This window comes from Burkholderia sp. BCC1985 (assembly GCF_905339915.1).
In the GTDB taxonomy this organism is placed as follows: domain Bacteria; phylum Pseudomonadota; class Gammaproteobacteria; order Burkholderiales; family Burkholderiaceae; genus Burkholderia.
This window is the reverse complement of the sequence record NZ_CAJPGY010000008.1, coordinates 117553-143535: the sequence shown is the minus strand read 5'-3', so window position 1 is coordinate 143535 and position 25983 is coordinate 117553. Positions and strand designations below refer to the sequence as shown.

The window sequence follows — 25983 nt, the reverse complement described above, 5'->3', positions numbered from 1 at the left end:
ATTGAGCCAATACGAATCCAACAACTTGTGCCGATCCCGGGTTTAGCATGCAGGCAATCAATAAACTACTCGCGCCAGAAACGTTACCGCTATTTGGATCTGTGAATTTACCAAATCCAATTTTGTATACATCGTAGGGGCCGTTGGTCGGCGGCCAGTTTCCGCGAACTGCATAGCGAGTGCCTGGAGCCTCGCAGATTATCGGAGGCGGTTGCGTGTTGATGTCGTTGGACACTTGATTCGTTGTCTCGGATTGCGGGCCGAGAAACGCTGACACTGGATTGACGAAAACCCCATAGCTTGCCCCTACGTTGGCGCAGGCCTGCTGCTGATCAGCCTGGGTCACTTGCGGAGCCTGCGGAACGCACGCGATGCCCACCCACCCTGAGCCGTTCCAAACGGGCGCCGACTGCTGGGCATACCCGCTCGGACACGTCGGCGGCGCCTGATAGTTGCATTTCGGCGCGGACCATTGCGATCCCTGCCAGACAGACGCCGACACGGTCGTCCATCCGGCACCCGTCGAACATTGCGGCTGTGCGACCGGCGCTGACCGGATGGGGGTAACGCAGGTCGAGTCCTGATTCCCATAGGAGCAGCGCGCCGGCCCGGCGAAACCCAGATTCGCCCATGCCGCCGTCGCTAGCACCAAGGCCTTACTCAATATTCTCAAGTTCTGCTCCTAGTAAGCGCAGTACGTTGTGGCGATAGCGATCACCCCGATGGGATTACCGCTGCCATCCGTAATGGCGATCGTCCAGGGGCCTGCGCCGCTGGCAGTGAAGTTCAGGGCGGCCGTCGGATCGATGTAGACACCCTGAGGCGCGAGCAGAATCTCGGGTGTCCCAGCCGCGTTACAGCTGGGCGCGGGGACAAACGAGCCGTGGACGACGACAAAACGCGCGTATTGTTGCCACGACCCGCCAATCGGCAGCCATACGCGCGAGCCGGTGATCGGATCGCGCTGACAAGAAAGGACCATCCCCGAGCCATCAGCCGCAGAGGCAAGCGCCGTCCCGGCACACGCGGTACGCGGCCACGCCACATTACCGATGGTCGCCGTTCCGGTGATGGTCGCGTCGCCGTTGACGGTCGCCGCGCCTGTGTTGATCGGTGCAGGCGCTGTCCCCGCGGCGTTTTGGACATTCAGCGTCCCAGGCGTCCGAATCGCGTTGCTGACCGTTGCGTTCGAAGCAGCCAGCGTCGGCGCCGCAATCGTTCCAGTCGCGTCGATATTGCCTACGTTATGCAGATCGACGCCGTTGACATCCTGGCTGCCCGTCCACTTCAGCGAACCGTCGCGCCGAATGAACACGGCGATCCCATCCGATGACGGTCCGTTCGTCGCCATCACAATGCCCGCCGGTGCGCCGGGGACAGGATTCGTCGCAGTCCATCTGCCATTCAGCCCTTTGATCGCCGCCGGATTCTGATTCGTCGAGAACCCGAATCCAACACCAGCTGCCTGCGCGACGACCCCGGCGCCGGCAACGTCCGGACTTCCCCGCCTCGTCACGGGCTGCGACGAATAGAATACGTAGCTCACCTTGCACGACGTCGTGCCGGTCGCGCAGTCGTCCGGACCAACGCTCATCTGGATCATGTAAGACCCACCCCAGAACGGCCCGGCCGCATAGTCCGCCTTCAGATATTGACCAGCGCGCAGCTCGGCAAACGTCGGTGGTGTGATGGTCGTGGTCTTTCCGCCGACCATCTGCGCCACCAACGTGCCGTACTTGTCCGTCACCCAGTTCGACAACGCGGCGTTGATTGCCGCCTGATTCTTCCCTTCGACGCTCAGCACGTCATGCCGGCGCGTCTCGACGTCGCGCTGGATGGCTTGCAACGTCATTAACCCTGCAGCGACCAGCACGACCACGACTTCAATAATGCTGAGCATCGGTCGGTCCTTAGTTGCTCTTCGTCGCGTACATCACAATGCTGGCGGTCGCGCCAGCTGATCCGCACGCCGTGGCCGCGGCGTTCGAGGAATATGCGGTCGTCGGGCTCGAAATCGTCGTGTTGTTCACCTTGACCATCGTGTACGCCGCCGAGACCGCATCCGCCGAAAGCGCACAGACCGTCGCCGGCACCGGATACGTCACTGCGACGGCGTCATTCGTTACCGTCACCGTGGCCGGCGCCGCCGCGACACCTCCACCGAAGAGTCCCGTCAATGCGCCCGAAGTCTTGTTCAGGCGTCGCCCCGCCGTATCGAATGCGCGCCCCTGCGTGAGCGACAGCATCGTCACGCCCGAGAAGTCGATCTCGCTCGCGGTCGCGTCCTGAATGCCACTCCGGAAGTACTGCGCCTCGCTCTTGAACTGCATCGCGTGAATACGGTCCATCACGTATCCCCAGCCCATGTAGACAAGAAGTGCTATCAGAGCGCCGCCCGCCATCACGCCGGCGGCCTCGACCAGCGACAGCTCCCCTTTCTGCTTGCGACGGCCCTTTCCGATATAAGGACGCTTGCGCGGCTGCAGTTTGTTGATTTCGTTCATGACGTTGGCTCCTAGAAATTCTGATTGATAGAGGTCGGAGCGCTATCGAAAGCGACAGCACCCGTTGCGAGATACGATCCCAGGCCGAAGACAAGGAACGCCAGCACCGCCCCAGCGAGTAGCACGTAGTGCGTGATCTTTGCGTTCCGTCGCACCGCCTCGACGACGCGCTCGAGCGAGGTCTGCCCAAGGTCCTTCACCGCCTCGACAAACTGATCCCGCCCGGCCGCGTCAGTCAGAATGTCGATGGTGGTTTCCGAGAAGATCCCGGTATCGAGTGCGAGCATCGGCTGGTCGGGGTTCGCCGTCAGCCGCGCGCTCATCCGGCGCAGGTGCCAACGCATCCACGGGTCAGCCGACTTGGTGAGTTTGTCCAGCGCGGCCCGCAGGGTGAGGCCCGAGTCGAACAATCCTGCCAACGACACGATCAGCAATGCCGCACGCAGATCCCGGCGATTGCGCCACATCAGCGGCATCGCGTCGACGCGGTTCCGAAACTCCCCCGTCCAATGCTTCAGCGTCTGGAAATACCCGACCACCAACCCCACGACGACCGCAGACGTCAGCCACCAGTAGTCGGCGCAAAACGTATCGAACGCGTAGATGAACTGGCCGAACGCCGACCACTTCTCAAGCGGCTTCACGTCCAGCGTCGCCGGCAGAATCTGCGCGCCGAACAGCACACAAAACGAATAGAGATAGACCAGCAGGAAGGCCGGATACGCCATCTGCAGCGACGTCGTCGCCGACAGCACGCGCTTCGCATAGGCCGCCATCTCGGCCAGCTCCAGCCCCCGAATCGCGGCATCGTCGCGGGGCGACTGTCCTGCGAGTTCGAGCAACACGAATTCGTCGTTCGGGACGGACGGCTTGATCGCGGTCGCAAAATCATCACCGGCGCGCATACGTTGGGCGATCTTCTGAAACACCGGCCACGAGAGGTTTTTTCGCGAGCGATGGCGCACCTCGAGTGTCGTCAGCCGTTCGAGCAAGGTCTCGCTGTTGCGCAGCCCCTTTTTGGCGATGTCGAGACGAGTCTCCCGGAAGAACATTTCGCGCATCGCCCGGAATCGAAGTGTGGCGAGGCGCAGTCGCTCCTTCGCCGGGAGCATCATGAAGATCGAGTAGATGAACGACTTGATCACGATGGCACCAACCCGCCTGCGTCAGGCATCACGCGGTACGCGTCGAATGAGCACATCGATTCGTCGATGAACCGCGGATCGATGAGACCGCTCGACGCCTTGTACAGTGCGTGCTCGTAGACGGTCTTTCCCGTCATGTCGGCGTCCGCGAAATCGCTCTTCCGGCTGCTGCGCCACACTTGCTCGGCACCCCGCCAATCGCGTACGGAAACGCGCTCGAGAAACTCAGGGGTCGGTCTGTACAACTCCATCGCGAGCGTCTGCCCCTTGATGCCGGCCGCTACTTTGCCCGTGCGCGTGAACAGACCCGGGCGGCGGCAGTGCTCGCACCCGTCCTCGTTCCGGCACGCCATGCTCGACGTGTCGAGGCCGAACTTGCGCTCCAGCGTCGCGATCTGCTCCGGCGACAGCACGTCGCGCGCCGGCCGCTTGCAGTGCGGGCAAAGAACCGGGATCAACTTCTGATTGCCGACCGCATTCAGGAAACTGCCGGACGCCACTTCATCCATCGGCAGCTTGAGCCGGCCACCGACCAATCGCATCACCGCGCCGAGGATGCTGTTTCCGTGCAGCGTCGTGCGAACCGGGTGGCCGGTCAGCGCGAGCTCGGCGACCAACCCCGCGAGGACGGAGTCACGCACCTCGCCGATCGTGAGATCGTCCGGATCCATTCGCATCAGTGTCCGAACCACCTCGACGATCTTTCGGTTGGCGTCCTCTTCCGTCTCGTTCGGCCGGCGCTGGATCGAAATGTCGGACAGCCACGGCGCGGGCACCTCGGACGGTTCGTTGACCGCGAACTGTTTGATGCGGTCGCGATTCGGCACGAGATATGACATCGCGCGCAACAACGTCGTCTTCGCCGAGCCGGTTTCCCCGGTCAGGAACGTGGCGCCGCCGGTCACCTTGCCGAGACTCTCAAGGATCTCAAGTTGGCTCGCCTCCAGGCCCATCTCATTCGGAAGCAGCACCTTCACGTGTTTGAAGTTGCCGTCTAGCAAGCGCAGCGCGACATCGAACCCGCCGACAAGCGGCGCGCTCTGCCAACGGATATTGACGAGGTTCGCATGCGCGACGAGCGGAATCATCGCGGACTGCGGTGCCGACGGCTGAAACGTCTCGCCGGAGTTCGTATTGCGCTGAACGAGGTCCTGGTAGGTCGCCGAGAGTGCCCGGCGCACGAGCGCCTTCGGCATCTTCCGGTACGAATACATTTCTCCGTCGACGCGCAAACGCAACTCGACGTCTTCGGCGTATTCCCGATACTCGTAGTGAACGTCTCCCGCGCCGTACCCCGTCGCGGCCTCGATCACATCCCGGAATGCCCCGATCGCCCGGGACGACTCCGGTACGCTCGACGTCGCCCGCTGCTTTTCCGATTTGTAGAGCGCGGCAATCACGTCCTCTTCCGCGACCATCTCTTCGTGCACGGAAATGTCCGCGCGCGCGAGGTCCTTCAGATAGGTCGCGTACAACTGGCTTTCGTGGAAGCGCTGCGTCGACACCACGATCGAGATTCCAGCCTGCAGCTCGACCGCAATGAATTCGCGGCGTGCCAATTCGGTGACGGCCAGCGCCGCGTTTTCATCGCGCTGGCACAACACCCGCTTGAACGTCAGCGCGTCTGCATGCACCAAACGCGGCCGACCCGTCTCGATCGAAACCTCTGGCGCCTCGGTCACGTCCGTACCGATTCGGCGCACCGTCGGCGGATCGTCGTATCCGGCCGGGCGGGACGATGCGGCTTCGCGCTCCTTCACTGCGTCCGCGTCCAGCGACTCGGACGGCTCGGGCGCACGTGTTGACTCATTCACCGGTGCATCCGCTCGCGCAACTGCCGGGACCGCCTCGGGTTCCGACGACGCCACCGAATCAACCCTCACCTCGCCCGTCGAAGGCGGGACATCAACGGCGACGGCACGAGGCGACGCAGGGTCCTCCTCGAACATCGCCACGTCTTCGATTTCATCCTGCGCGCGACGCAGCATCATGCCCATCGTCATCGGCGCACCCTGATTCGCCTGGCGCGGGTTCACCGGTTTGCTCGTTGTCTTGAAGCGCGGCTCGCGCGGGCCATCGACTTCAACGGCTGATTCGCCGCCGTCCACCGGCTCTCGTCCGACGATCGGCATTGCACTCGACGCGCTATCGGTAAAGCCGGGTTTGAATGCCTTGAGCCGACCGAGCAGACCGCGCTTCTCCGGCTCCCGCGATTCCATCTCCGCAAAGAGGCTCATTGCGTACCTCCCAGCGGTACGCCCGGCAACGGGGCGCCGGTGGGCAGCGGCGCCCCCAGATCCACCAGCGAGCGAACGGCATTCGTCGTTGGCGACTGGATCGGCGCAGCGCTGCGGATCGGCTCTTTCCACGACCGCTTGCCTTCGGCCACCGTCACCGCGTAGCCGTCGACGCTCTTAACGCTCCAGCCGTTGAGCAAGGTTGCACCGACGCGCGCCGGGTAGATCGCATCGCGGAACGAGTACAGGACGTGGGCACCGGTCTCGTCGTTAAACGCGCCAAGGAACGAGACCGCCTCGGCATGCGCGCGCGGCTGGCGGGCTGGTTTTTCTACCGGCTTCGGCTGCGCGTCAGCTGTCACGCCGCTCGCGACGATGCCAGGCTGCGGCTGCGACATGGCACCGGGCGGCAACATGCCAACTCCGGGCGCACCCCCACCCAGTTGGCGGGCGAGATTCGCGCGCGCCAGTTGATCGATGTCGTCGATCGACAGGCTGGCGCCGACAGGTCCGGCATGAGCGGACGCGGCAATACAAACGCCCGCCGCGACGAGTGCGTGCTTAATCGAAAACATAGTATTTACCCTTCGCGGTGAAGTGAACCCCATACGACGATTCGCCCGTTTCCCTGTTGGGGGTCGCAGATGCACCTTCATTGAGACGCAGGTCGACCTTCAGCGATTCGATCGTCATGTTCGGGGGCAGCTTGGCGAGCAGCGGTGATTGCCAGCGAAAGCCTTCGATCGTCCAGCCACCCTGTTTGAGTAACGACCCGACGCGCCCCCCTTCAACGGCGCCAGGCGCCGCAATGAGTGCCTGCGGTTCATCCAGCGTGACGACGTAGCCGTAGGCTCGAAGCTCCAGGACCTTGGCCGACATGCGTTGCGGTGGCGTCTGGAGCATGTCGATGAACGCCTGCGAAGTGGGCCAACTCTTCGACTCACCTTCCTTCAGGGACGCAACCTTAGGAACAGCCGGACCTCGCCACTCGAGCGATAGACCGTCACGCGCGAAAGTCACCGGACGCATGTCCGCAGTCGCTGCCTGCGCGAACCCAGCGAAGGTCCCCCCGTTCCGGCGGAACTTCATCGTGCAGAAACCCGACGACGGACAGTTCGCCTCCTGGAACAGCCACCCCTTGATGACCGTTTCCTTTCCGCCGACGGCCGCGAGCAACGCAGGCGCAAGGTCGGATGCTCGCGGCTGCACGCGCGCGAACGCCTCTTGAACGGCTGTCGCATACTGTTCAGCGAATGTTGGAGGACGAGGAGGCGGCGGCGGAGGGGACAGCACATCCATCAGCTTCGGAACGCCGAACAACGCGCCGACCACGATCGCGATGACCGGAACCATGGTCGGCACGGACATCGGGAGCTTCGTGATGCGACCAACCTTGCCGTTCGCGAGCAGCTCGCTCGCCTGGAACGGCTCATCAACGTCGCCGATCCGATCGCCCGTACCGAGCCTGTCGAGCTTCAGATTGCCCCTCAGGCATTCCTGCTCGATCTCAAGACGCCGCGATTGCGCCGCCTCGGGGGACAGCACTTCATCGTTGCGCACCGCGCCGCGCACCACGAACACCAGGTAGATGCGCGGACCGTCCTGCAGCAGGACCAGCGCGGCGGCGCGGCTTTTGACCCGCTCGTGAAGAGCGACGCGCGCCGCGCCCGAGTACAGCCGGGCGCCTTTCACTTCCGGTGCATCCGGCATCGCAAAGCCACCGATCAGTTCGGTGCCAACCTTGAACTCGACGTAATGCGTCGCGCCGAAGGCATCAACATAGCGCCGACGCTCGGCCTTCCCACCCTTTACCGGGTAGGCCCGCCAATCGATGCCGAACACAAGGCGTGCGCGCTTGTCGATCGGCAGGGGTTCCGTGATGTGCATCATGGTCACATCGACGGGACGACCGTCGCCTTCAGCATGATGATCTGGAACGTCTTCGCCTTATTCCAGCTACCGGTGATGCCGGCGATGCCGGTATTCGTCGTGCTGTCGGCCTGATCCGTGATCGCGCCATACAGCACGATGGTCTGCCCATCCGACAGTGCGATCGTCTGGTCGTCCTTCGTGCCGATCGTGTGCGCGAGCTGGATCTGCTGCTGGGTTTGACCAGACCCGGCGCCCGCGCTCGTGAACGGGCCGTTGAGTTTCGAGCTGTCCGCCCAGTACGCGAGGACGATCTGGTTGTGATCGTTGACCGCAGGCAGGACGTTCACGAAATCGCCCGTCGTGATGGTGCCCGGCGTCAGGCCCGGCACACCGCCGGACGTCGCGGTCAGGGAACCGGACGACGGCGTGGTCGAGCGCAGGTAGTCGTCGCTCTTGAACGACGCCACAGACACCGGCAGGCCGTTGAGCGTCATCTTGGTCATCGTGTTGTCCTGCACCGTGCGGCCGTACTGGTTCAGTGCGTTGACGACTGCGTTTGTGCCGGAAAACGGCGCATCCGGGCGCAGCACCGACACACCGACCGAGCCACCGCCAGTCGCAAGCGACGTCGGCGAGGCAAAGCTGATCGCGTAGCGCGCGAGGCCGGCATGCATCGCATTGAAGACAACGTCCGCGTTCATGCCCGCCTGGCTGCCCCGGTTCAGCGCGATCTGGATCGTGCGGACCGTGATGGCCACCTGACGCGTCGAGATCGCGTTTTCGTGCTTCAGCAGCTTCCCGATGTTGTCCGCCGCTTCCTTGGTGTCGTACACCATCACGAGTCGGCTCTGCGGGTTCACGCTCACCCGGCCCATGGGCGACTTCAGCTTCTCGATTTCTGCCGTGATCGCCGCGATCTGATCGAAGTCGCCTTCGCGCCCCGTCGATGTCTGCGCCGAGAACGAACCCGTGTTGCCGCCCGAGCCGCCCCCGCCGCCGCTACCCGACTGATTGCCGGTCGACGTGTCCATGCCCTTGCTCATCGTCGACTTGATCGACACCTTGCCCGGGATCGCGGCGATCTGATACATGCGCGTGACGAAGCGACTCACGTTGATCGTGCTGCCGTCGAACGACCAGTCGAGGCCCAGGTCGGTGGTCATGTTCTTCATGTACGTACCGGACCGGCCCGTGAACGCCTGCCGGTAGATCGGCTCTTCGGTTCGCGCAGCGTTGTGCTGCCCCTTCGACTCCGTTTGCCCCGGCACCAGCGAGTCGCGCGGCACGAAAACGTCCGGGCTCAGGTGAACCGGATAGCCCGTCGCGGTCGAGATCAGCGTGGCGATCTGCTTGATGCCGAGGTTCGCGGGCAGCGTGACCGTCTTGTCGCGGAACACGGCAGGCAGCGTCGCCTCGTAGGCAAGCGGCACCAGCCGGTCCCCCAGGAACGCGGTCGGCACATCCTCGACGAGCGCCATCGGCGCCGGACCCTTGCCAAGCGCGTCGGAGATCGTGCGGTGTGCCGCGTCGTAGCTGTCGTTGACGTCCTGCTGCGTCACGGCGCAACCGGCGGCCATCAGGGCGACTGCGATCGCGACCGTGGATTTCAAAAGGTGAACGCGCATGGTTCTCAGTCCTGGCAATTGCCCGCGCGTGCGATCACGCGGATGACGTTGTTCGAGTGGCGGCAAGCGCGCGTTGGCGTACGCATGTGGTTCGTCGCCTTCATCACCTGCTGCAGGACGGACGTGAAGTCGCCGGTGAAGGACGCGTTGAATTCGAGCGGCAGGTCGTCGTCGATCTTCCACGCCAGTTGCCAGCCCTGCTGCTGCAGCCAACGGTCGAGGGCGTCGCGAAGATTGACGTCTGCCGGCGTCACCGAGAAGGTCAGCGTGCCGCTCGCAGCTGGTGCACCCGCTCCCGGCAACTCGACAGCCGCGACGTCGGTCGACGGCGCGGGCGCGCTGGTGCTCGCCGGCGGCTGCAGCGACTGCTCCCGCTTCGTGCTGTCGGCCGCCGCCGGTGCCGCTTTCGGCGCCGACGCAAGTACCTGCCAGCCGTCCGCATCAATCGAGCTCGTCGCCGCTTGGGGTGCCGCAGTCGCCGCGGCACTCAGGGCGGCCAGCGCTACCGCTACGATCGCGCGTGCTCGCGCCTGATTCGAATGTGTCTTCTGCATGGTTACCGACCCTGTTGCATAAAGCGGCGATAGATCGCGCTGGCGTAGACGAGCTGCTTGGACGGCGTGACCGCGTTGTAGGCCCCCACTGCCTTCCAGTTCGGACCGAAGCGACGCACGTTCGACGCGAGGATCCACGCCCCGACATACGCGCTCACGCAACCGTTGAAGAGGTGCTCGCGACGGATGCCGTAGCGCGACAGAGTCGGGAGCCACGACGTGTTGATCTGCATGAGCCCGATGTCTTCGCTGCCGTTCGTGTTCCGGTTCACGGCATTGGGCCGCATGCCCGACTCGTGTTGCGCAATGACGCGCAACAGCCGCGGATTGACGCGGTGAAATGCCGCCGCGTCATCAAGGCAATCCGCCCGGCTCGGCAACGCGGTGACCGCCATCACGGCGGCGACGATCGATACGATGTGCTTCATGACGTCGGCCCCCCGCTCGCCTGTAGCGTCGCGTCAGGCGTTTCGCGATACGTGACTTCCTTGCGGCGCTTGACGCGGATCGTGTTGCCGTCTGCTGTCACGGTGAACAGGTCGGACGTGCCCTCGAACATGAAGTAGCGGCCTTTCTGCTCGCCGATGCCCAGGTTCCGCGCATCCGTCACGCCGACCCGCACGACCGATTCCGCGAACTTGAAGTACGTCCGGCCCTCTCGATCGAACGCGGCTTCGAGCTTTGCCGGATTCGGCTGGTCGAAGTCGTAGACCGTCTTCGCGTCGCGCGTTACCTCGACGCGGTTTGTCGCGTCGGCCACGATGAAACGTTCCGCGCGGTCGATCGTCATCACGCTCTTGACCTCGTCCCAGCTGGTGCGCAACGCTTTCCCGTCCGGCGTCTTGAACGTGACGGTCTTCGCCGGTTTCGCCGTGAAGCGGATCTGCATATGCGTGTCGTCGCCATCACGGATCGCCTGGGCGCCAAAGCGCTCGGCGAGCCGCGACACTAGCGGCGGTTCGGCTGTGACACGCGCGACGACGCGATTCAGGCCGGCCTCATCGGCATCACCGCCAAACGACGCGTAGTTCAACGCAGCGGATTTCGGCGGATCGCGATGCAGCCGCACATGCCGCCCGCCGAAATCGACGTCCGCGTACAGCCCGGTTTGCGTCATCAAGCGATCGAGCGCTTGCATCCAGTTCTCGCCGTCGCGCGTCGCGAACAGCTCCGAAGTCGTCAGGTCGACGTCCTTTTGCGCCGAACCCGTCCACCCTTGCGGAACGAGCGACTTGACGACGTTGCCGACCGGCATCGACGCATGAAGCGCGCGAACCGGCGCGAGTGCGGAGCGCGTGCCGATCAGCACCAAACGGTTCGTGAAGCCATCGAATCCGGCCGGTTGATCGTCCTTCATCGCAGCCAGTGCGCCGGTGCCGCCGATGAACGTGTTCGCCTTCTTCCATCGGGCCGTGGCCGAATGGGCGCCGACCTTGTACGTGATCGACGCCGGCGTGCCTTCGACGACGACGTACGGGCCTTCGGTATGGCCACCTTCGGCGACGATGACCTGGCCCGCGCGCGGCTGGATATAGGTCTTCGCCCCGTCGTTGAAGATCAGCGCCGGCCGCTCGGCGATACCGCCCAGAATGTCGTAGTCGAAGTCGAACGGATCCGTATTTGCCGCCGATGCAGCTGCGCACACGATCGCCGACGCAGCGCACGCGAGTAACTTGGTCGTGTGCTTCACAGGCCTGCCTCGATCAGTGAAAGGTGTCGAACGAACCGCGTGAGGTACGTGTGACCGGGATTGGGATTCGCGCTGTGGTAGTAAGCGATGGCCTTCGCGACCGAGTCGGTTCGCGCGAAGTTCTCGGTGAGGATCGCCTCGGCGACCGCGACATTGGTGGCGGGCGCGAGCGCGTCCCACGCCGATGCGAAGCGCTTGCCGTGGAAGCACCAGTTCACCTGCATAAGGCCGACGTCGAAATTGCAACGCTCGCGCGCGAGCAGCGTCTCGATCGCCTTGTAGGCTTCCTCGCGCGACTTGAAGAAGAAGCCCTGACCCGCAACGTTCAGCGTCCACGGCCAAGCGCGGCCGCGGTAGTTCGATTCGTTCAACGCGATGCCGGCAAGAATCTTCGGATCGACGTTGGTGTGCAGCAGTTCGAACGGCACGACCGCGCGAGAACACGCCCATCCACCTCGACGCTCGGCGAGCGCCGCCTGCGCGCCGTCATCCAGCACGAGCGGCTGGAGCCAACCGCGGTCGATAAACAGGTCATTCAGTGCGACATCGCGGCCGTCGATTGAGACCGTGATGCCCGCTTCGCTCGAGCTGCGCACGGGCTGGCCCATCAGCGGCGACGCCCATTCGACGAACGCGTCGAGGCCGCAGTAATAAACCGGCTTGCCCGGCAGCATCGCGACGCGGCGCACCGCGCCATCCTGAATGACGACGCTCACCGGGCTGATCACCTGCGCGATCACTGCCGAATGCGCGTATGCGCTCGCCAATGCCGCTACAGCCGCGAAAGCCATGCGCTTGATCATCGCGGCTCCCGGTACGGCTCGAGCACCATGTCGCGATTGATCTTCATCATGAAGTGCCGTTTGCCCGGCTTCGACGTGATAGTCGGCGGAATGTTCTTGTAACGGTCGAGTACCGACTGCGCCGTTTGCGCCGCGATCTGACCAGCCGTGCCGCCTACTTGGGTGACGCCAAGCGGGCCCGTCGTCGTGCTCTGATCGCTATTGCTGAAGGCGCGAACCAGAATCGCCGTCATGAACGAAGTCGAGTAAATCTTGAAGAAGTGGTTGTTCACGTCACCACTGAAGCCGGCCGTGCCATCGCCGTCAGCACCTTGTGCGCCGTACAGCGGGACGTGCTTACCGTTCGGCAGCCGCATCTCCGCGCCGGCGACGAGAATCGACTCCTGCCCCGGCTGAATGTCCGAGCTGTAGGGCGCGACGATCGTGGTGCCCCACGGAATCACGAGGCAACGCCCATCACCGTTGTTCGCGTACACATCGCTTTCGACGATCAGCGACGCGGTGCCGGGGCGATCCGAGTTGAGCGCTTCGTTCGAGAGAACCGGAATCTTCGCGGGCGGCGACAGCGTGCAGCTGTGCGACTGGCCGACAAATCCAGTTCGCGCGAAATCCTTGTCGCCCTCGCTCAGCTGCGCGACGTCGTGCATGAACGCGTTGTCGCGTTGTTGCGTCGTCATCGGTCCTGCCGCCTGCCCGCTGCGCGAAGCCAAAGCGGCCTGCGCCGTCGCTTCTTTCATCGCCGCGTCTTGAGCGACCGCCTGCTGAAGCAGCATCTGTTGCGGCGAGATGATGCCGTTCGGCAATTGCGGCTGCTGCGGCTGGGCGTCCTTCACCTTGACACCCGGACGAAAGATCGGCGAGACGTAGATCGTGTCCTGGTCGTTCGCCGCCTTGAGTTCGCCGGTGCTTGCGCTCGGCAAGACCGCGTCTGCCGACAGGGTCGGCTTCTTCGCATTCGCGGCCGCAGCGGCGCTTGCGGCGGCCGCAGCTTCTGCAGCGCGCCGACGGGCTTCGGCCTGTTGCTGCTCGATAATCTTGTCGACGTCAGCTTTGTCGCGATCGCTCTTGTCGACCGCTTCGGCCGCACGTTCACGCTTGGCCTTCAGCGCCTCTGCCTCCGCCTTGTTTGCTTCAACGGTCTGCGTGTAGAAGCCCAGCGAGCCAATACCAAGGGCAGCAATCGCGCCGATCGCAATCATGACGTTGCGCGGCACCTTTCCCTTGAACAAGGCTTTCTCTTCCGGGCTGCTCGGATCGTTCTGCTTCGCCATACCGACCTCAGAACCCAAACAGGCCGCGACGGCCGCGCGTGATCGTCACTTCTTCGCCTGGTCGCGTAAGCTTCACTTCGTCTGCCAGTCGCTGGATGACGATGTACGGGCCGCGGCGAATGAAGTTTGGGCTGACGATGTCGCCACCGTCGTTGATGGTCGGCACGGCAAACGGCGTCCGCGGCGGCATCCGGATCCAGATAAACGTGCCATCGTCGAAGACCGTCTCCGGTTTGAGCGAGCTCGTGCCTGAAACGGTGTATTCGAAGTTCAGCTTGTCGGGCGGCACACCGATCGGCCCGGAATCCGATTGACCAGCGTGATCCGCGTCGCGCTCGTCGCCGGCAGCGTTTCCGCGCGTGCGCACTTTCGCCATCAGCGAATTCGGGTAGTTGAAGCGGACGTTCTGATAAAACAGTCCGCCGAGCGGCGACGAGACGAGCGTCAGCTCGTACTCGCGCTTGTTCGTGCTCAGGTGCAGCGTGTTGACGAGGCCGGGCTTCGTCGGCTTGACGTACACGTGGTTTGCGCCGTCCGTATCGATGACCCACTGGACCGAGTCGCCCATCGCCGGCTCGCTGATCAGGCTCTCACCGCGCTCCAGCTCGATCGTCGTGAGCTTGAGTGGTGCCGTCATCACGCGGTAGATCTGGTCGTGGCTGTACGGAAAGACAGCCATGCGCGCGTCACCGGGCATCGTGATGGGATCGGCGCCGGAGTTGTACGGATTCACCGGGCTCATCGCGTCGCCGATGATGCTGCCGACATCGAACTCGGGAATCGGCGACACAGGACTCGCGGCATTCTTTGCGGCGAACGCATTGGCCGACGCTGCGATCAACGCGAGCGTGCCCCAGGTCAGGAGGGAACGTGGTCGTTTCATGCGCCGGTTTTCTGCAAAGTGAAGAACGGGTAGTAGAGGCCGTACGGATTCGTGCCGAGTACGTCTTCCACGGTCGGAGGAATGATCTGGTAGCGCATCGTCAGCGCGAAGCGGACATCGACGGGCTTGTCGGTGGGCGATTGCCGGGTCGAGGTCGTGAATTCGACGACGACGGTCGAATCCTCCAGCAGCGAGACGTTGGTAACCTTCGGCTCGCGGACCAGCTTCGGATTGGTCGTGATCTGGTCGAACGGCTTGTCGTCGCTGATCCACGCCGCGAATTGGTTCTTCGCGTTGCCGACCATCTTGGCTTTGACAGCGTTGATGTTCTTGGCGAGGCGTGAGGTGCGGATATCGTCGGTGAGGACCGGCTCGATCGTGAACCAGTGCTCGACGTCCTGTTTGATCGCCGTCCGCTTCGCCTGGTCGTCCGGGTTGTACGCGGCCAGTTGCTTGACCAACGGATTGCCGCCGGCATCCGACGAGACACCATAGGCCCGCACAACCGACGGCGGCGGTTGCCGGGTGTACACCGCGCCACCTGCGATGATCGCGAGGACGAAACAGAACGTCTTCCAGTGATTGGCTTCGATCCGCAGACGCGTCCCCTGGTCGAAGATGATCTTTTCAGGATCGTCGTTCGAGTAGTGGCCGGGCGCCGGCGACAGGGCGACCTGCTTCTTGCTACGGGGAAAGAGTCTGGGGAGTCGCATCACGGAGTTCCAATTGGGACGGATCAATTGGAACAGCCGAGGCGACTACGGCTCGTGGGAAAAGAGCGGTGATTTCAGGGACCTTTTCGCAATGCCGGCTTGAACAGACGTGGCGATGGCGATCGCTCAACCGGTTGAGGGGGATGGCAGAGAAAGCTACCCAAAATCACCGAGCTTTCCAGTCTTGTGTTTGCGTCTAGGACGATAAAATCGACACATCAATCGTTGCACGCGTTGCACGCACTCCGTGACTGTCACGTGAGCGGTCAGCGCTTGCAAGTCATTGTTTTTGCGTGACACTTTTCGTGATCGTCTTTCGAGGCATTCCGCTCCCCCCTCAACCGGTTGCGGGGCATTTTTCAAAAATGACAACAATAAGTGGCCAACCACTGCCGACCTCTATGATCGATTCCGATTTGTGCAAAAGTTCATCCTGCGAGAACGTAGACATTTCTCGAGAGCGCTTCGCGGCGAGTGAACAACATCTCGCGCTTCGCCGCGTCGGTGCGCCTCCGGTGGTCTTGGGCCAGTTCTATCGTAAGCAGCTCGATCGCAAGCTTTGGCCGACCCAGGCACAGCTAGCGGCAGAACTCAGTGTGTCGAAAGCCATCGTCACACGATCGATCCAAGCATCTCAGCTTCCGCCCGCGGTAGTAGCGTCGTTTGGTGGCCAGGACCATGTCTCGTTTCGTGCAGCGGCGCTCGTTACGAAAATGATTCGGGAGCTGGGGCGCGAGGCTGTCGTTCAACGAGCCTTGCAGGTACCAACTGGAACTGATCCAGCAAACGTGCGATCGATGCTCTGCAAGGGCGTTTCACGAACCGCGAACGGGCTCGCACTGAGATTGTCTCCAGGAGCAAGCGGCGGACACATCAGAATCGACTCACCGCAGATTCAACGCGTTATCCCTCACCTTTCCGCGCTGGAAGACCTAGTCAACGCACTGTTGCCAACGTTGCTGGGTGACCGCGGCTAAGCGCGTTCGATCACTCGAAGGTGCCGGCTTAACCGGCAACGTCGGACGCTTCATGCGATGGGTGACACAATCCGACCCGATCGATGCAGCCCGCTGGAATGGGTGACGTTTTCCGACCCACATCGCGGCTCGTCTTAAAGGTGACATTTCCCGACCCGAGCGCACTGCCCAACTATGACAAATTCCGACCCGACATCGCTCGCTGAAAGGTGACGTTTTTCGACCCGCGAACCGGCGCCCAGTGGTGACATATTCCGACCCAAGGTTCCATTGGCGAAAGATGACTTTTTCAGACCTCATAGAATGGGGAAAGGTGACGCAATCCGACCTACCGATGAGCCGTTTGGTGACGGATTCCGACCTGGAATGAACCACGTCTAAAAGTGACATATTTCGACCCGCTAGTATTCACAGCCTCGGGGACCCAGCCACGTGGCGTGCAAACCTCCAGTCCGAAGAGGACAGTTACTGGGCTGCTCCTCAAAGAGTGACATTTTCCGACCTGAAGGCTGCTGGGCCCAAAGGTGACGTTTTCCGACCCGTTGATCTTCCGGCAACAGTGACATTTTCCGACCCGGCAGACCAACTCGGGGCCCCGTCATGGTGGACCAGGGCAAAAAGTTAGTAAGTACTCAGCTCCTTTGCCCATGTCAGGTCGGAAAGCGTCACTTTTTGAGGGCGCTTCCTACTTTGAAGGACCTCGCAGCACCCCTAGCGGAGTGATTGGGTCGGAAAACGTCACCTTTTCGGGGTTTCGGACTGTTGGAATCTGCGGCGCGTCGAGGTTTTGTTGTTTGAGGACAACATTTCTCAGACGGTCCTTTGTAAAACAGATAGTAAAACCGTTTGTAAACACCTTTGTAAACCGAAGGCCGACCCTTGGAGTGTCCTGTCAGGCATAGGTTTGCGGCCGATCACAGTGTTTGAACTGTGACTTGATCCGACCCCCGAGTGACATATTCCGACCTTGAGTGGACAGGATCCGGGCCCGATGTGACGTTTTCCGACCGTTATCCACAACGGTGACTTGCGCCTATTCGGTGTCACCTTATAATTGTGACACCCCATCCGGAAGGTCACCTTTGTGAAAAAGAAGGCGAAGCAAGCGAGCGAAGAAGCGCAGGTCGAGATAGTCGAAATCGAAGCGCTTCGAATCGAGCCCTCTGATGAACCGGCGCTTGATACTGACGGCCGGGTAAAGGGAACTGTGGCGATGAGCCGAGCACTCGTCAATGCACAGCAAGGGCTTACCCTCAATGAAAAGCGCGTGATGATGGCCGCATTGAGGTGTATCGATAGTAAGAAGTCTCCGTACCTTCATGGTCGAGGCAGCGGTTATGTCAGTGTGCGGGTTAGGGCGGACGAATTTGCCGCCCTTGCGGCCCTCGCGCCCCGATCGGGTGAAAAGCAAGCGACAGCCGCGTACGAAGGGCTAAAGGAAGGGTGCGCGAGCCTGCAAAAGCGGACTCTCACCTACATGGATGGCCCTCGTAAGGTGATTTTGAACTGGGTGTGGAAGGCCGTCTATCACGAAGGCGAGGGATGGGCGGAAATCTCCTTCTCGCCGGATCTCACCCCGCACATCTTTATGCTTCAACGTCGATTCGTTTCCTACCAGTTGGAGTTTGCACGGGGTCTCCAGTCTCTCTACTCATGGCGGTTACTCGAACTCTTGATGCGCGAGCGCGATCGCGGCCGATTGTTGATCACTCTGGCAGATTTCCGGACCGTTCTCGAGATCCCCGATACGTATCGCTTTGCAGACATTAAACGTCGCGTGATCGAAACCGCAGTGAACGAACTGAACGCCAAGGCTGACTTGGTGATCTCCTGGACGCCGGTGAAGTTGGGGCGTGCCGTGAACTCGCTGGATTTCAAGTTTGAGCAGAACCCCCAAAGTCGGTTGGATCTGGGCGAGATCGCTGAAGTCGCGTAGTCGAAGCGTAGACGGCGGTGGTAGCGCCGATATGTCGTTGATGAGACCGCCGAGTTGAGATGGCCAAGTCGAATGGCCGATTCTTCGCGTCGTGGGGATCAGCGGGCGAGGTTGCGTTGCCCCCGCCCTATCCGCTGTCAGTCTTTTCGGGTACCGAGATCAAGAGACTCGGGATCCTTCATCTCTTCAGCAAGCAGCGCGACTATGTTTCTTTGGATGCGGTCACGTACTTCGCGCGGAAGCCCTTGAAGCTCGAGACGTAGCTTGTCATCACCATACAGTCGAAGGTCGCCGACCTTCACGTTGCCGTGCATGTTGATGTCGACGCGTTCGGAGTATCGTTGACGATTCGGTGCCGTTGCCGACTTCGCGTCAGATGCTCGTTTGACTTGATCGTTAACTTTCCGGACGCTGAGCCCTTCGTCGACGATCCTACGGATCAACTGGATCGTTTCCTTCTCACCGGTCGCACGGTAGTACTTAACAATCGCGTAGGCCATGTTCATGCCGAAAGTCTTTGGCTGTTCGAGCATTTCTTCAATCAACGCGTCGGGAAGTTCCGAAACAGAAAGCGTTGCAGTTACCGTCGATTTATCTACGCCAAGTTGTTCGCTGAGAGCCGTCTGGCTGGCGAAATGGCCATCGTTTAGCAACCGCTTCCACACAACGGCATCGTCGAACACCGTTTGAGTTTCATGCTGTGTGTTGAGGTCGTACCCAAGCTTGTAGCTCTCGATACCTTGAGGGACGTCAACGACGATCGCTTTCACGGTGCTTTCTTTCGATTCGCGCAGCGCTCGTGTCCTTCGGCCACCGTCGACAATAAAGTATCCCTCACCCTTGTCGTAGTCCGGGGTGACGTGTACTGGTTGCTGTTGCCCTTGAGTTGCGATGTTCAGGGCCAAGGTTGTGATCGATTGCGCACGGTAGAAGTGGCGCGGATTGAACGGGCTTGCCTTCACTGACCCTAAGGGGAGGTCAATCGGTGTCCCCGGCGTATAGTTGTTCGCTACACACCATTCGCGGTAGGCATCGGAACCCGTGATTTCGCTAGCTTCAGCTGGAGCTGCTGGAACGACTCTAAGGTCCGGGTGCGCGGGGTGCTGATGACCGTCCCCTACGATTGCATCGACGGCGGCAAATCGGTCAATCGCGGTCTGCTTAGTTGGCACCGCAACGGTAAAGCCAGCATCAAGACTGCGTCGGCCCTTCATACTGCACCCTCCTTAAATTGCTCGATATCCAGGAACTCGAGGATCTCATCGGTGATGGCTTTGATCTCGTCGCGGGCCGCACGGGCACCTTTGTCCGATAGTGCCGATACCGCCACACCGTACGCTGCAGCTTGCTTGAAAGATTCTCTATCGCTGAGGCTCGTTTTCAGTACGGGAATCCCGGTGTCGGCGATTGCCTTCCCGAGTGCCTTTGTGAGCAGGCGCTTCGGCTTTGCTTTATTGAGCAACCAGACGGCCTTCAGTTCATCGTTGGTCACCCGGGCTTGCTCGATCAGTTGGATGAAGCCGCGGCTGGACCAGAAATCTGTCGGTGACGATGATGTCGGCATCACCACCAGATCGGCGATCATCAGAACGACAGCCGGTCGAGGATCCTCGACAGATGGCGGGCAATCGATCACGATGAAGTCGTAATCGTTTATATATTTTTTAACCTCGCGGTGGATCATCTTTCCGGACGCGGCGAGGTTTGCGACCGGAAAAGGAAGCCCCTCTTCGCCTTCACCCGCCGCTGCACTCCACTGGAGAAGAGTGTTCTGGGGATCTGCATCGATCCCAAGGACGCGGTATCCGCGCTCGGCGATATCGCTCGCTACGTTGACACTGATCGTGGACTTGCCTACGCCGCCTTTCTGATTCGCAATCGCGAAGATTTTTGCCGTCATTGATCGGGTCCTCAAGAATTCACCCAATCATAATTTGAAAATACAAAAATTCAAGTATTTTGTTGCATAGCGCTTATATTTCTCCGGCCGCTGCGGTCGAGAGCGCAGAGCAAGGACCAGCGGTTGATACGCATCAACTGTTCGTCGTTGAGCGGGCTCCGGCCGAATCTTATACGGTACGCATGCGACGGTCCGCCGGATAGGCACGGCCCGTTACATTGCGTTGTCCGGCCGTTGATACGTATCAACACGGTGCCGAAGGACACAACCGTTGAATGCGGAGGCACGGTTCCGAAGAAGGAGCCGTGGGCACGTGCAGTGGAAAAAATCTAGACGACTCTCTGTATGAACCGGGCCCCGTTGATACGTATCAACGACCGACTCCCGGCGCGGATATTCTGGTCGGCGGGGCACTCGTCCTCCGCCGATATGGTTGGCGGCGCAGAGGTTCGGCCCGCGACGAAATCGTGCGCGCGAATTTGATTCTACGAGAGATACCCGCGATACACCGGCGTGGCACATTCAAAAACGAACGAACTCGCTACTCGGGACCGGTGTTGATACGTGTCAACGTCGGGGTGATGTCGGAGAGCCTTTACCGATCCTCGATGGGCGGTGGGACAATCAAAAGCGGAAATTGCGCAGGAACCCGAGCCGTTGATACGTATCAACGAGCGTCGGTATCGCTAGCCAAGGAGCGAAGTTTCGAGCGGCGCGATTGTCTTTGCAGGAGCGATGTATTACCGGGATCCGGTCAAGCACATCTCATATAAACACCGGTTGTTGATGCGTATCAACATGCGCTGATCTGTTGGTAATGCCATGTTGGGAAAGCGAAATGTTTGCCGGTGTCGATTCGGCGATACCCCCCTTGCCCGATTCGTTGATACGTATCAACAACGGGAGCTTTGCTCGCCGCGGCCGCAAAGCGCGCCGGAGATTCAGTCGTCTCGTGCGCCAGGGATTGCCGCCGGTTCGCTGGAACAGGAGTCATGTGCGCGTGGCGTTGATACGTATCAACGCCAGCGACCATCCAAGGCGATGCGACGGTATGAGACATGGGCGGAACCTCAGACTGCGACGGAAACCGCGTTATTAGTGACTCCGACACCTAACTCCGTGCGCACCTTATATACTGATTTTCTATAAAATCTCTAAAAGTGCCGCTGATAGACATGCCAAACTCCGAGCAAATGTCGCAGTTTGTTTTTCAGTGGCCGGGAAGTCCCAGATATTCTCGGACTTCGCAGGGCGATCTCGACAAAGTCGGACTGAATCTGGGAGATTCCTACTGGCCAAAGGCCAGATAGGGGAGGGCGCAGTGCGTTCATATCAGGCAGAAAACTTCGCGAACGCCCCTACTCACTAGTCGTGGGTCGGCCTCGGCCGAAGTAACGAGACACCTCTGTCACGACACGCTTTTGTTCCGCTTGAACGTAGATCGACGTCGTCCGTAGAGATGCATGGCCCGGCACCTTCTGGACGACGTCGAGCGCCACGTCGTGCGCTACTGCCTGGGTTCCGATGGTGTGGCGAAATGTATGCGGTGATAGACGAGCAAGCGACGTGCGTGTGCCCGCTTCGATGCCATCGAGCTCCAAAATCAGCCGCTTTCGAACCCATTCAATCAGGTGGCCGTTTGCGGCGTGTTTGTCTTGCGCGGACTTGGTCCGGGGAATCCTCATTGGTGAAAACCAGGGGCCCGTCAGTTGCAGCGTCGAAGTCCTCGCCCCGATTCCCCAATGCGCGAGTAACGCGTCAATTGTCTCCGGGCTGATCGGACCATACTTTCCTTACCACGCTTGCCGATAACCGTCAGTTGCCAGACTGGCTGTTCTGGATTTGCGTGCGGAGATACTCGAAGCGCGTCGCGATATGCGTTAGTGACCTCTTCTCGCCGCAATCCGGAGTCCCCCATCAGCAGCATCAGCGCGAGTGCAACGCGCCACTGAGTCGAATCGCGGCGCTTGTCGGCGGGATCATCCAACGACGCGGCTCGCTGCGTCGCATGCATTCGCAATTGTTCCCAGAGCCCGGCCGGGATCGCGCGGTCGACCTGCAACTTGCGTTCGCGCGTCACGATCGGCGGATCGTTCACGGCCGTCCACGGATTACCCACGAGATAGCGCACGTCCGCGAGCCAGGCGAACATCGCACGTAATGCGCGTACCGCGTAACGTTGCGACGGGCCACTGAGCCGTCCTTCCGCGAATGGTCGCCAACGATTCGAGCGGCGCGACGCCTGGGCACCCACGAACTCGGGCGTTGGTACCTTCAAATGTCCTTATACGCTTCGCAGGCGTCTACGAGCAATGAACTGAGTGGCTTGCGCCGTACCGCGACGGCTCAAGGCAAAAAGCGCTCGACTTCATTCGTATTGGCGCGCACCGTCTTCGGTTGGTCGCGGTACAAGTACAGGTAGCCGCGTACCGCCGCGAGATCCTTCGGCGCCTGGATGTAAGGGAAGAGGGCCGCCCGGTTTGTACCATCGCTGCCGAACAACGGATGGACAACGGACATGCGCTCGAGCGGCGCGAGCATGCCGGCGCGACGCCACCAACCTGCACGAGCTGACTATCCGGGGCGGCGAACGGGTCATGCGCGTCGACGTCAGCCTCCACATAGTGGCCGATCGTCTCCTCATGCTTGCGCAGCCACGCGACAATTGCACGCGCGCGGCCGACTCCGATGCGCGGCCTGGCCCGCCACCAACTGCCATCGCGCGAGTTGCAGCAGGAGACCAATTCCGTGAGCGTCGTGATGTGCCGCGACTTCAGGCGCCCTGCAATCATCGGGCGAAACCACATGCCGACCGTGTGCGGCGCCTCCGGCACGGCGATAGAAAGCTGCACCGCTTGCTCAACTATTTTTAGGGACGCATCATCGAGCTTCGCGCTGCCGTGTTTCTTAGCCGACGCCTTCAGATGCTCGGCCAACACCGGTGAGCCGTGTTCGAGCGCGAGGGCCACCAGGTCGGCCTGCATGTCGCGCATGCGCCGCTCGACGGCAGCAGCCGTGAACGGGTCACCGTTTTCGTCCTCGCCTAGGTAGAGGCGGCCGATGGTTGCTGGTGGTACGTGCTGGACGTACGCGCGCAGCGCTGCGAAGTCGGTGCGGGTGTAGCAACGGTGATGTGCGACTGTCGTTGGTGGAAGTGAAAATGGAAGCACTGACCGAGGGCCGCCCCGCACCTCGACATAGCGGCGCGGTGATTTTCCCTTTGGATTGGTGGAAAGTGAAAGTCAAAAATCTCACACGACCGAAGTGAAACGCTGAAAACTCGGTGGTCGACGGTGTCACATACGGACAGCGTGAAACAACCTCGCGCCATTGGGGAGATCAGCAAAAGCCATACCCAGCGGGGGATTCATGGATTTTTAGGGGGATTTTCGGCGATGTTTCACGGTAAGACGTGTTCCATGGGAATGGACGATCAACCAAAACCGCACTCCCGAGGTGCATCGTCTGGCCGCTCAAATCAAACGTATTGTTTGATACGTAATTTGTAGTGAATTTATTGAAGTTGCGAAGCACTCGCTTTGTATCGCTGAAGAGCTGCGCTACCTTTCCGCGAGCGCGTATGAGTGCTGCGATACGTTCGCGCCTGACATCTTGGCAGCCTGCCGAGACGGACTGACCTTGAGGCAGCTCGAGCAGTACCTGGCACCGCTCGATCCTATGGTCTCGCGTGCGGCCGCGTTCAAACTGGTCCTCAGCGGCGCCTTGTACTGTCCTACGCTCGCTACACAGTCGCTGGGACTGCGCAGCGTACTGGTGACGCAATGAGGAGCATCGCATTCGGTGCATTGCACTTCGATCGCCACTCAATTCCCGCGGAGCTAGCCGCTTCTACTTTTACTTGCGCATTGCTGCTACTTTTCTTTCAATGCACGGTTAGATGCGCGGGGTCAAAGCAGCACGTGAGAATCCTGCGACCGATTCTGAGGCCTTTGTGCGCCAGTAGGGGAGCGCCGCGCTCGTCCCGGTGATGGCGAAGGCGCATCGGCGTTTCGATTACGGCAGCGGGTTACCCCGGTGTCGCTCGATGCGGTAGGGTAGACGGCGCCTTCATCGAACGAGGTTGACTCATGAACAAGCAAGAACTCATTGATGCTGTCGCAGCCGACACTGGCCTGAGCAAGGCTGCCGCCGGCGAGGCGATCCAGGCCGTACTGGCTGTGATCACACGGATTGTCAGCGACGGCGGCACCGTGCAACTCGTCGGATTTGGCTCGTTCTCGCAAGGGGAACGTGCAGCACGGACCGGTAGAAATCCGACGACGGGCGCTGAGATAGCAATTGCTGCAGCGACGACGGTGAAGTTCAGTGCCGGGAAGGCATTCAAAGATGCCGTGAACGTGTCTTGAGTGCAGGCTCTGACGTCGGCAAGCCTACCGCTTGGAGCATGCAGACGTCTGCCCCATTGCGGTTGATCGGCGATCAGATGGTGACGTCGCGCCGGGTGCACGAGTTGTCGATGACGCGGGCGCTTGCGCGACGTTGAGATGCGGGCGAAATTGATCGCTCAGCGTGTTGTTGATACGTATCAACATCCAACTCGGCTCATCGAATTGTTGGGTCGCGAGGGGACGACACCGGATTTCGCATCGTTGATATCGCGTTAGTCAGCCACCGTGAGTGAAGGGGATGACTTGCAGCGGAATTCTGTGACCAATCAGGCAGGGAGTTTCGCGTCGATATTATCGGAATCCAGCCAGACTCGACGGACCGTGGCCGGAGGTTGGTAGCGATGAGCGCTGTGGGGCCGGCGCTCGTTATAGAACTGCCGCCAGCGTTTGATGAGCACCTTGGCCTCGGCGCGGCTGCGGAACCATTCTCGGTTTAGCAATTCGTCACGCAGCTTGCCGTTGAAGCTCTCGACGAACCCGTTTTGCCACGGACTGCCGGGCGCGATGAAGGTCGGACCGACTGCAGCGTCTCGCAGCCAGCTGCATCACCTCGGCAGCGTAAATTCAGCGCCGTAGTCAGACCGAACGAACGCGGGCTTGCCGTACAGTCGCATCAGTCGTGACAGCGTCAAGATCACATCCTGCGACCTCAAGCTGGCGCCGGCTTCGATCGCCAGGCACTCGCGGGTGTATTCGGATGGCCGTCGACATGGCGTGGGAGGGTAATGGACTGAGGACGTCACCGGCGTTAACCAATGCGGGATGGATCTTGTTTGCACCATTGAGTGATGTCGCGATACAAAGGCTGGCTGCGCTCGCGCGCGTTGACGTTGCAGTACTCGCCCGAATTCAGACGCCGGACGCCTGGATGATGCCGAGACGGCGTCTGACGTACTGTTACCGCTGCCTCGTAATCAACCCAGTCGACATCAGTGCTCCCTATTGGCGGCGGACTTGGCTTGACCCAGCCATTCGAGACTGCGGCGAGCATGGTACACCGCTAGAGAAAGTTCCGTCTTGGGTGTTGCGCCGGGCGCGCAATATGCAACGTTTGATCAAATCTGTCTCTCGCTACCGTTGTAAATGCCGAGGAAAGGCGGCACCGGCGCCCTTGCTAGCACAATTAGTCGGCCTGCTAGCGGAATTAAGCAACCTCAACAGAGGCAATAGAGAGCGAACTGATGCCATTGGTAATTAGGCATCAGTTGCCGCAAATTTATTCTTCATGCGCCTCGGTAGGAGGCGATCGCTATTTTGTGTCCTGCCGATATTCGAGCAAATCCCCGGGCTGACAATTGAGCGCTTCGCAAATGCGTTCAAGTGTTTCGAAGCGCATCCCTTTGACCTTGCCGGATTTAAGAAGAGAAAGGTTCGGTTCGGATATGCCGATGCGATGTGCAAGCTCGCGGGATTTCATCTTGCGTTCTGCCAGCAATACGTCGAGTCTGACCAGTATCATGATGG

Annotated in this window: 23 protein-coding genes and 1 pseudogene; 3 read left to right on the top strand and 21 right to left on the bottom strand. The window is 60.9% G+C overall.

All coding sequences use genetic code 11. From position 1 onward, the window contains the following. Nucleotides 1-682: 682 nt before the first annotated feature. From U4Z31_RS10540 to U4Z31_RS10475, 14 genes are read right to left on the bottom strand one after another with little or no spacing between them, the layout of a single operon-like run. Nucleotides 683-1900, bottom strand: a complete 1218-nt coding sequence (locus U4Z31_RS10540) for a hypothetical protein (protein ID WP_321810255.1) — start codon at nucleotides 1898-1900, stop codon at nucleotides 683-685. A 10-nt stretch (nucleotides 1901-1910) separates the two neighbouring features. Continuing rightward, complete coding sequence (locus U4Z31_RS10535) at nucleotides 1911-2504, bottom strand: type 4 pilus major pilin (RefSeq protein WP_321810254.1); 594 nt, start codon at nucleotides 2502-2504, stop codon at nucleotides 1911-1913. An 11-nt stretch (nucleotides 2505-2515) separates the two neighbouring features. After that, nucleotides 2516-3649 (bottom strand): type II secretion system protein, encoded by a 1134-nt coding sequence (locus U4Z31_RS10530; protein ID WP_321810253.1) that lies wholly within the window; start codon nucleotides 3647-3649, stop codon nucleotides 2516-2518. Continuing rightward, on the bottom strand, nucleotides 3646-5886 hold the full coding sequence (locus tag U4Z31_RS10525; RefSeq protein WP_321810252.1) for an ATPase, T2SS/T4P/T4SS family: 2241 nt from the start codon (nucleotides 5884-5886) through the stop codon (nucleotides 3646-3648). The genes U4Z31_RS10530 and U4Z31_RS10525 overlap by 4 nt, the downstream gene beginning before the upstream one ends. Next, nucleotides 5883-6461 (bottom strand): hypothetical protein, encoded by a 579-nt coding sequence (locus U4Z31_RS10520; RefSeq protein ID WP_321810251.1) that lies wholly within the window; start codon nucleotides 6459-6461, stop codon nucleotides 5883-5885. The genes U4Z31_RS10525 and U4Z31_RS10520 overlap by 4 nt, the downstream gene beginning before the upstream one ends. Next, nucleotides 6448-7776 carry a hypothetical protein gene (locus tag U4Z31_RS10515; RefSeq protein WP_321810250.1) on the bottom strand — a complete coding sequence of 443 codons (1329 nt, stop codon included), beginning with the start codon at nucleotides 7774-7776 and terminating at the stop codon, nucleotides 6448-6450. The genes U4Z31_RS10520 and U4Z31_RS10515 overlap by 14 nt, the downstream gene beginning before the upstream one ends. Nucleotides 7777-7778: 2 nt before the next feature. Beyond that, a complete protein-coding gene (locus tag U4Z31_RS10510) occupies nucleotides 7779-9383 on the bottom strand; it encodes a type II secretory pathway protein (RefSeq protein ID WP_321810249.1) in 1605 nt (534 codons plus the stop codon). 5 nt (nucleotides 9384-9388) lie between these two features. Continuing rightward, the gene (locus U4Z31_RS10505; RefSeq protein WP_321810248.1) at nucleotides 9389-9937 is read right to left on the bottom strand and encodes a toxin co-regulated pilus biosynthesis Q family protein; all 549 of its coding nucleotides are present in this window, start codon (nucleotides 9935-9937) and stop codon (nucleotides 9389-9391) included. Nucleotides 9938-9939: 2 nt separating this feature from the next. Beyond that, nucleotides 9940-10365, bottom strand: a complete 426-nt coding sequence (locus U4Z31_RS10500) for a lytic transglycosylase domain-containing protein (protein ID WP_321810247.1) — start codon at nucleotides 10363-10365, stop codon at nucleotides 9940-9942. Then, nucleotides 10362-11627, bottom strand: a complete 1266-nt coding sequence (locus tag U4Z31_RS10495; protein ID WP_321810246.1) for a TrbG/VirB9 family P-type conjugative transfer protein — start codon at nucleotides 11625-11627, stop codon at nucleotides 10362-10364. Before U4Z31_RS10495 ends, U4Z31_RS10500 begins: the two co-directional genes overlap by 4 nt. Then, entirely contained in the window at nucleotides 11624-12430 is an 807-nt protein-coding gene (locus U4Z31_RS10490; protein WP_321810245.1) for a transglycosylase SLT domain-containing protein, read from the bottom strand. The genes U4Z31_RS10495 and U4Z31_RS10490 overlap by 4 nt, the downstream gene beginning before the upstream one ends. Continuing rightward, the gene (locus U4Z31_RS10485) at nucleotides 12427-13701 is read right to left on the bottom strand and encodes a TrbI/VirB10 family protein (RefSeq protein ID WP_321810244.1); all 1275 of its coding nucleotides are present in this window, start codon (nucleotides 13699-13701) and stop codon (nucleotides 12427-12429) included. The genes U4Z31_RS10490 and U4Z31_RS10485 overlap by 4 nt, the downstream gene beginning before the upstream one ends. Nucleotides 13702-13708: 7 nt before the next feature. Then, nucleotides 13709-14584: a TrbG/VirB9 family P-type conjugative transfer protein gene (locus U4Z31_RS10480; protein WP_321810243.1), complete on the bottom strand. Its 876-nt coding sequence runs from the start codon at nucleotides 14582-14584 to the stop codon at nucleotides 13709-13711. Further along, nucleotides 14581-15297, bottom strand: a complete 717-nt coding sequence (locus U4Z31_RS10475; RefSeq protein ID WP_321810359.1) for a type IV secretion system protein — start codon at nucleotides 15295-15297, stop codon at nucleotides 14581-14583. The genes U4Z31_RS10480 and U4Z31_RS10475 overlap by 4 nt, the downstream gene beginning before the upstream one ends. Nucleotides 15298-15698: 401 nt before the next feature. Here U4Z31_RS10475 and U4Z31_RS10470 point away from each other — a divergent pair, with 401 nt between their 5' ends. Continuing rightward, nucleotides 15699-16274, top strand: coding sequence for a hypothetical protein (locus U4Z31_RS10470; protein WP_321810242.1), 576 nt, complete (start codon nucleotides 15699-15701; stop codon nucleotides 16272-16274). A gap of 1084 nt (nucleotides 16275-17358) precedes the next feature. Then, complete coding sequence (locus U4Z31_RS10465; protein WP_321810241.1) at nucleotides 17359-18210, top strand: replication initiation protein; 852 nt, start codon at nucleotides 17359-17361, stop codon at nucleotides 18208-18210. A gap of 137 nt (nucleotides 18211-18347) precedes the next feature. Here the strand turns inward: U4Z31_RS10465 and U4Z31_RS10460 are convergent, their stop codons facing one another. The 5 genes from U4Z31_RS10460 to U4Z31_RS10440 all read right to left on the bottom strand — a co-directional run bounded on the left by U4Z31_RS10460 (nucleotide 18348) and on the right by U4Z31_RS10440 (nucleotide 23103). Further along, a complete protein-coding gene (locus tag U4Z31_RS10460) occupies nucleotides 18348-19424 on the bottom strand; it encodes a ParB/RepB/Spo0J family partition protein (RefSeq protein ID WP_321810240.1) in 1077 nt (358 codons plus the stop codon). Next, nucleotides 19421-20110, bottom strand: coding sequence for a ParA family partition ATPase (gene parA, locus U4Z31_RS10455; protein ID WP_321810239.1), 690 nt, complete (start codon nucleotides 20108-20110; stop codon nucleotides 19421-19423). Before parA ends, U4Z31_RS10460 begins: the two co-directional genes overlap by 4 nt. Nucleotides 20111-21468: 1358 nt before the next feature. Next, complete coding sequence (locus U4Z31_RS10450) at nucleotides 21469-21795, bottom strand: tyrosine-type recombinase/integrase (RefSeq protein WP_321810238.1); 327 nt, start codon at nucleotides 21793-21795, stop codon at nucleotides 21469-21471. A 20-nt stretch (nucleotides 21796-21815) separates the two neighbouring features. Next, the gene (locus U4Z31_RS10445; RefSeq protein ID WP_321810237.1) at nucleotides 21816-22262 is read right to left on the bottom strand and encodes a hypothetical protein; all 447 of its coding nucleotides are present in this window, start codon (nucleotides 22260-22262) and stop codon (nucleotides 21816-21818) included. Between the two features lie 151 nt (nucleotides 22263-22413). Further along, nucleotides 22414-23103: a phage integrase family protein gene (locus U4Z31_RS10440; protein WP_321810236.1), complete on the bottom strand. Its 690-nt coding sequence runs from the start codon at nucleotides 23101-23103 to the stop codon at nucleotides 22414-22416. Between the two features lie 1095 nt (nucleotides 23104-24198). Here U4Z31_RS10440 and U4Z31_RS10435 point away from each other — a divergent pair. Further along, complete coding sequence (locus U4Z31_RS10435; protein WP_321810235.1) at nucleotides 24199-24477, top strand: HU family DNA-binding protein; 279 nt, start codon at nucleotides 24199-24201, stop codon at nucleotides 24475-24477. Between the two features lie 308 nt (nucleotides 24478-24785). On the opposite strand, the pseudogene U4Z31_RS10430 reads toward U4Z31_RS10435, so the two are convergent. Together U4Z31_RS10430 and U4Z31_RS10425 are read right to left on the bottom strand one after the other, a co-directional pair. Then, nucleotides 24786-25214 (bottom strand): annotated as a pseudogene (locus U4Z31_RS10430) (integrase core domain-containing protein); the annotation flags it as partial. 554 nt (nucleotides 25215-25768) lie between these two features. Beyond that, a complete protein-coding gene (locus U4Z31_RS10425) occupies nucleotides 25769-25981 on the bottom strand; it encodes a helix-turn-helix transcriptional regulator (protein ID WP_321810358.1) in 213 nt (70 codons plus the stop codon). Nucleotides 25982-25983 lie beyond the last annotated feature (2 nt).